Origin of the sequence: Herbaspirillum sp. CF444 (genome assembly GCF_000282135.1) — a bacterium.
Lineage (GTDB): Bacteria > Pseudomonadota > Gammaproteobacteria > Burkholderiales > Burkholderiaceae_D > Herbaspirillum.
The window spans coordinates 114,827-121,545 of record NZ_AKJW01000011.1 but is presented as its reverse complement, the minus strand read 5'-3'; the positions used below and the strand labels follow the sequence as shown (position 1 = coordinate 121,545).

7 protein-coding genes are annotated in these 6,719 nt (G+C 58.2%); 2 read left to right on the top strand and 5 right to left on the bottom strand.

Features of this window, described 5'->3' with window-relative positions; all coding sequences use genetic code 11:
• Positions 1-31 precede the first annotated feature (31 nt).
• From PMI16_RS02190 to PMI16_RS25645, 5 genes are all read right to left on the bottom strand, one after another.
• Positions 32-1,495 (bottom strand): hypothetical protein, encoded by a 1,464-nt coding sequence (locus PMI16_RS02190; protein ID WP_007875939.1) that lies wholly within the window; start codon positions 1,493-1,495, stop codon positions 32-34.
• 28 nt (positions 1,496-1,523) lie between these two features.
• Entirely contained in the window at positions 1,524-2,249 is a 726-nt protein-coding gene (locus tag PMI16_RS02185) for a thioesterase II family protein (RefSeq protein ID WP_237719768.1), read from the bottom strand.
• 14 nt (positions 2,250-2,263) lie between these two features.
• Positions 2,264-2,500, bottom strand: a complete 237-nt coding sequence (locus PMI16_RS02180) for an MbtH family protein (protein WP_007875936.1) — start codon at positions 2,498-2,500, stop codon at positions 2,264-2,266.
• Positions 2,501-2,760: 260 nt separating this feature from the next.
• On the bottom strand, positions 2,761-3,267 hold the full coding sequence (locus PMI16_RS02175; protein ID WP_007875935.1) for an RNA polymerase factor sigma-70: 507 nt from the start codon (positions 3,265-3,267) through the stop codon (positions 2,761-2,763).
• A gap of 375 nt (positions 3,268-3,642) precedes the next feature.
• Positions 3,643-3,861 (bottom strand): hypothetical protein, encoded by a 219-nt coding sequence (locus tag PMI16_RS25645; RefSeq protein ID WP_007875934.1) that lies wholly within the window; start codon positions 3,859-3,861, stop codon positions 3,643-3,645.
• Here PMI16_RS25645 and PMI16_RS25640 point away from each other — a divergent pair.
• Together PMI16_RS25640 and tssC are read left to right on the top strand one after the other, a co-directional pair.
• On the top strand, positions 3,860-4,012 hold the full coding sequence (locus PMI16_RS25640) for a hypothetical protein (RefSeq protein WP_157212496.1): 153 nt from the start codon (positions 3,860-3,862) through the stop codon (positions 4,010-4,012). The genes PMI16_RS25645 and PMI16_RS25640 overlap by 2 nt on opposite strands.
• A gap of 324 nt (positions 4,013-4,336) precedes the next feature.
• The gene (gene tssC / locus PMI16_RS26345) at positions 4,337-6,706 is read left to right on the top strand and encodes a type VI secretion system contractile sheath large subunit (protein WP_007875933.1); all 2,370 of its coding nucleotides are present in this window, start codon (positions 4,337-4,339) and stop codon (positions 6,704-6,706) included.
• Positions 6,707-6,719 lie beyond the last annotated feature (13 nt).

Here is a 6,719-nt window from a genome sequence, read left to right as displayed (position 1 = left end):
CGGCCTGAGCCTGCCGCTGCCAGCGTCAGGCTCAGGCCGTGCCGGTGGCCAGCACCGGTTGCTCCGGCTGACGGATGGCGGTTTCCGACAGCAGCTCGGCGATCCATTCGTTCGGGATGATGGGCTGGTGATAGGTGCATTCTTCCGACACCACGGTGGAGCCATGCAAGCGGCCATCGGGGATCAGCACCATGTCGCCGACGGTCATCGACAATTGCATGCCGAGGTTGCCCCAGAAAATCATGTCGCCGCTTTCGATCACCACCAGCCGATGGTCGTTGTGGACATGGGTGGTGGAACACATCTCGCGCGGTTCGACAAAGGTCTCTCTGTCGATTTCAGGACACTCGGCCTGGATGCGGCGGTCGATCACATGCGCCCAATTGCAATAGCGTTCAATCGACGACAGCCAGCGCAACTGCTCACCCAGATCCCAGCGGCCGCGCCCGGCCACACGGATGCCGGCGGTCAGGCCCTGCGCCACTCGCGCCGTGCCGGCGACGCCGTAACGTTGCGTCAGCGCCGCGTGGGCCCGGCTGTAACGCTCCACCAGACCGATCGCCGCATACCGGGAGTCGGCTGCCTTGATGCCGCCCAGACGCGACAGATGCGGGCAAGCCTTGAGCAGTGCGGCGACGAAGGCGATCGATTCGGCTTCGGCAGCGAAGGCCGCGCCCAGCAAAGCGAACGCGCGGTCCGGGCGCGAGCCCAGCGCATACAGCAGATTGACCTTGGCCAGGCTGGTCGGCAGATAGAATTGCCAGTACGAGTGCGAGCGGCGCGACACGCCGCAATGGCGCGCCACTTCGTTGAGCAAGCCTTCATGCGGCGACTTGCCGTTGAACACCGGCCAGTCTTCCTGCGGCACGGCAGAAAAATAGGCCGACGATGCTGCGCGGGCCAGCGCCGCATGTTTGGACGTGCCCAGGCTCCAGCGCTGCACCAGGATGAACTTGAGGCCCTGCTCCAGGTAGTTGTTGCGGATCAGCATGGCGAACAGATCATCCCAATGCTCGCGCTCGACATCCAGCAAGGTCTGCAGTCGCAGGCAGCTCTCCTGAGTGTTCTCAGTGAGGCCTTCGTCGCCGGCCAGATAGCTGAATGCGTAGTTCTCCAGGAACGGCCGTATGCGTTGCGCCAGCACCTGGTTGGCGTCGCTGTAGAACTGCGTGAAGTGCGCCATTTCTTGCGCATCGCCGCTGCGCGGCATGCGCGCAATGCCCAGCTCGTTGATGCTGAGCAGCAGCCGGTTGCTAGCCAGCGAAGGCAGGCGGCTGACGGTGTCGGCGGAGACCGGCTTCTGGAACTTGAGGAAATCGAGATCTTCCGGCCGCAAGGGGCGACGATAAAAATCTTCGTCCAGCTCCAGCTCGTCGACGACCGCGCTGCGGAAGGCGTCGTGCGCGGCGAACTGGCGGATCAGGCCGAGCATTTCTTCACGCTGCAGCTTATGCGGCGCGAAATCGAATAAGGGTGTTGCGGCAAATTGTTCCACAGGTAACCTCCTGGAAAATGCGTATGAATTACGCGATGGCGCAGCGGCTTGCGACGCTGGCATCCGACAGTGCGGCAACGAGGTGATCGATTACCTCTTGCCGATGAGAGTTGATGAAAAAATGATCGCCGTTGACGATCTCGGTGCGACACGCGCCGCTGACTTCCGACCACCAGCAACGCAGCAATTCCGGATCGCGCAAATGGGGCTTGTCCTGAGTTCCGGCCAGCACCAGCAACTGCGACGCCAGCGGCGCCCGGTCGCGCCGTCTATAGGTGCCGCACAGATGGAAATCGGCACGTATCATCGGCAACACCAGAGCCATGAATTCGTCGTTCATCAGCAAATCACCGAGCGTGCCGTTAAGCCCTTGCAACTCGGCCAGCAGCGCTTCACGCGAGCTACTGAGCCAGCCATCGTTCCATTGCCGCCGCGACGGCGCTTCGCAGCCGGAGGCGCACAACAGCAGCAGCGACTGCTGCCGGCGCTGGCGAATTGCATGCGCCAGCTCGACCGCAATCAGCGCGCCCATGCTGTGGCCGAAGATGGCGAAGGGACGATCCAGATGCGGCGTCACGTCCGCGACCAGCAAGTCAATCAGGGCCGGCCATTGATGCAGGGGCGCCATCTGCTGACGCACGCCCCGCGCCGGCAGATGCAGCGCAATCGGATTGATCCAGGCCGGCAATTTGCTGCGCCATTCACGAAACACGGCAGCGCTTGCGCCGGCGTAAGGCAGACAAAAAAGATTCACTGCCGCGCTTGCGCTCATGACGATAAATTGCCCTGCGCCGTGACCTGCCCTTCCATGGCCTTGCGCAGGCTGAGCGGTCGCATGTCGGTCCAGTGCGCGTCGATGTAGGCCAGGCATTCTTCCTTATTGCCTTCCTTGCCGGCCTCACGCCAGCCACCCGGCAAACTGCTCTTGTACGATGGCCAGATCGAGTACTGCTCCTCGTGATTGATGACTACCTTGAAGCTTGCATTTGCATCGTCCCAACTCATCGCATCTCCTTTTGCAACGTCTACATGAATCTTTATCTGGCGCGATTCTCCAGCGCCCGCGCGCTGGCGCGGAGACTGATGACGGCTCGCGGCGCAAGGCCTTGAGGCTGCCGATAAATAAGAATCACTCTTATTACATGACGATTCAAGTGCGTGGAAATTTAAGGAATTCAGCGATTTTTAGAAAATATTTTTATTTCGCTGCATGGCTCTGAATCTGACCCGCGACAAAGTACCGATCAGGTGGTTGGCGGCAGCCGTTACAACATAATCTCGCGACAACAATTCAAGGCATCGCGGATCATGAAGTTGACCAGCGTGGTCGAGACGCCCAGTTTTTCAGCGACCTCCTTCTGGGTGCAACCGTCCAGCCTGTGCATCTCAAACGCGCTGAGGGTGCGCGCAGGCAGCGTCGACAAGGCCGCGATCACGCGCGCCAGGGTTTCTCGTGAAATAACGGTAGCCTCGGGGCCGTTGGCGCCGGAACAAACTTGCATGCCGTCGTCCTCCTCCGCAAAGAACACCGACTCCATCGACAGACGGCGCTGGCGGTCGATGGCGAGGTTGCGCACCACCTGAAACAGGAAGGCAATCGGCTCGCGGATCTCGGTCTCTGCCGACACTTCGGCGATCTTGAAATAGGCATCCTGGATCACATCCTCGGCGCGCTCGCGGCCCCCCAAGATGCGCGCAGCCGCATCCCGCAACTGACTTCGGCAAGCGATAAATTCGGCACATAAATCCGTACCGGCATGGTCTGGCGACACTGCTTGCTCCTTCAAAAATACTAATGAAAATAACAATGATTCTCATTAACTATCGAAGAATAGTTGCTCAATATCATGCAAAACGCAACAAAAGTTACGTAATTTTTTTAGAATAAATTCGAATAAGTTATTCGCTGACGCCAATCGAATTTGGATCGCGACCTTTCTTTCGCTATTTGGAGTGAATCGTTCCAGGTATGTTTTGAATCCCTCCAAACCTCCCGGTATCTTTCTCTTTTGCGCAGTCCGATGAAGGCGATCGCCCTGCCCCACCATCGATACGACCGTCGAAAAAAAACCTCCGATACGGAGGCTGGTTTCTCAGTTCTTGCTGGCTGCCGTCATGGCCCGCATCATTTTTCATCCGCCGTACCGTTAAACAACTTGAGCACCGCCGAGCGCAACCAGACTATTTTCGAATCCTTGTGGAAGCGCCTGTACCAATGCATTTTGAGATCGTAGGTAGAGATTCCCATCGGTGCCGAGATGATATGGACGCTCTTCTCGCGCCGTAGCGACTTCGGACATTTCCTGGCTGCGGCCGCCATCCTTGACGAAGGCATGTTCGGCGTCGGTGAATTGCTGGAGGCTCATGGCGAGCCTTGATATTGACTGTCGCCGACTGCTGTTTGATATTTCCAGGCAGCGCTTCATGACATTCTTCCGAGGGCAAAAAATACCCACCTTGGTTGTTTTTATCACCCGTGCCGCCGGCCTTTTGCCGCCTATGAAAACAGTGAATTGACGGCGCTTTCAGATGGGCGTTTTATTACCCAGCACTCCTCGATCGAAAAATAAAAATTCCATAAAAATCATGAGCTTAGCAATTCGCGATGACTTGGCATGGCGATTGCAAAGATAGAGAGACGAATTTGGCGATCGTTTGAATTGTTGGCACGAAAACGTCAAGCCATTGTGAACGGCCGATTCGATGGCGGTGCTTGTCCGAGATCTTCTTGTCGAGGCTCGGTGAAGTGTTTTGATTTATCCGACATCCGGCGTACCGGACATGGTCATCGATTAATACGACGGCCGTTTTATACAAATGACTTTAGATTGAGGTGAGATCATGAGTGAAAGCATTCAAAAAAAGCTGCTGCGTGTCCGCCCTCCCCGGGTGAAAATTACCTACGATGTCGAAACGGGAGGCGCTCTGGAGAAAAAGGAGCTGCCGTTCATCGTCGGCATCCTCGCCGATCTGAAGGGGCAGCGCGACCCTGCCGTCGAGTATCCCTTGCTCAAGGCGCGTACGCTGGTCGATATCGACCGTGACAACTTCAACGACGTGATGGCGACCATTGCGCCTTGCGCCACGCTGACACAGGCCAAACTGGACGATGTCGCCCTGCACGATCTGCTGGTCGACGCCAAAGACAATCAGCTGACCTTTTCCAACATTGAGGCCTTCGATCCGCTAAATGTGATCCAGGCGCTTCCCTCGCTCAGCAGTCTCTACCAGTCACGCGGCCTGGTGCGTGAATTGCAGGCCAAGGCAGAAGCCAGCGATAGCATCGAAGTGCAACTCGATGCCGTCATCGATACCTTGAAGTCGGGCGGAACCGATACAAATACGGCCCTGGGCGCACCGCTTGCCGACTGGAGCAGCAAGATCGCCGACGGCAACAATGTTACGACTGATCAGGCCTCGTTGCTGCTTACTCCTTTTGTGACTCAGCTTAATCTTTACTTTGTGGCGCCGCCTGCAGCCAGCGACGACGTCAGCGCCGCCCAAAAAGCACTTGCTGATGCAAAGGCCGCCGCCGCGACTGCAGCGACTGCCGCCACCAAGGCAAAAGCCGACGTCGCTGCGGCGCAGGCCGCGGCAGACACCGCCAAGCAAGCAGCTGCAGCACCTGATGCCGATGACGCGAAGAAAACCGCTTCGACTGCAGCAGACGCCGCACTGGTCACCGCGCAAGGCGCCGCCACCGCTGCCGACGCAGCACTGGCCAAGGCCCAGGCGCCAGTGGATTTGGCGCAAGCTGCCCTGGACGCATTGCAGCACAAGATCGACGCCGCCCACGCCAAGGAACAGGAGCGCCAGGAAGGCGCCAACAAAATCATCCTGGCCACCGCACGCGGTTCGGTCGCGGTGATTGACGAACTGGTGGCCCAGATCGATCGCCGGCTCAGCGAAGCGCTGTCCTCCATCATGCATTGCGACAGTTTCAAGACCATGGAAGCGACCTGGCGTGGCCTGCACTACCTGGTCATGAACACCGAAACCAGCGCCATGCTCAAACTGCGCGTCTTCAACGCCACCAAGGATGAATTGCGCAAGGACATGATGAAGGCGGTCGAGTTTGATCAGAGCCGACTGTTCAAGCTGGTCTACGAAGCCGAGTACGGTACCTTCGGCGGCAATCCCTACAGCTTGCTGATCGGTGACTACAAGATAGGCAATAGTGGCGACGACATCGACTTCATTTCCAAGATGGCCGAAGTGGCCGCTGCCGCGCACGCCCCCTTTATTGCGCAAGCGTCAGAAGAACTGTTCCACCTGAGCGGCTTCGACAAACTCGACAAGCCACGTGACCTGCAAAAGATCTTCGAAGGCGCCGACATGGCGGGCTGGCAAGCCTTCCGCGATCTGGAAGACGCCCGCTATGTCTCGCTGGTGTTGCCGCGCGCTCTGCTGCGTCTGCCCTATGGCGCCGCCAGCAAGCGCAATACGACGCCTTGCGACGGCATCAATTTTGATGAACATGTCGGCGGCGACGGTGCCGTCGCGATCTACGACAAGAGCGGCGAACCGGTCAGCTATCCCGATCCGGAACCGAATCATTTCCTGTGGGGTAATCCAGCCTATCTGCTGGGCCAACGCATCACCAATGCTTTCGCCCTGTACAGCTGGACGGCCGCCATCCGCGGCGTCGAAGGCGGCGGCCTGGTTGAAGGATTGCCGAGCTACACCTACACGTCCAGCAACGGTAGCATCGAGCTATTTTGCCCGACCGAGGTCTCGATCACCGATCGCCGCGAAAAAGAACTCAACGATCTGGGCTTCATCTCGTTGTGCCATCGCAAGGGTACCGGCCAGGCTGCATTCTTTGGCGGCCAGACCACCAACCAACCGAAAAAATATTTCTCCGATTCGGCCAATGCCAACGCCAAGATTTCCGCGATGTTGCCCTACATGCTGGCTGCTTCGCGCTTCGCGCACTACATCAAGGTAATGGTGCGCGACAAGATCGGCAGTTTTATGACCCGCGGCAACGTCGAGGATTACCTCAACAGCTGGATTTCCAACTACGTGCTGCTGGACGACAACGCCTCGCAGGAAGCCAAGGCCGGCTATCCCTTGCGCGAAGCCCGCGTGGTAGTCACCGACGTACCCGGTGAACCAGGCGCCTATCGCGCGACGGTGTTCCTCAAACCGCACTTCCAATTGGAAGAACTCACCACATCGATTCGCCTGGTGGCCAATCTGCCGAAATAACTCGGAAAACTTT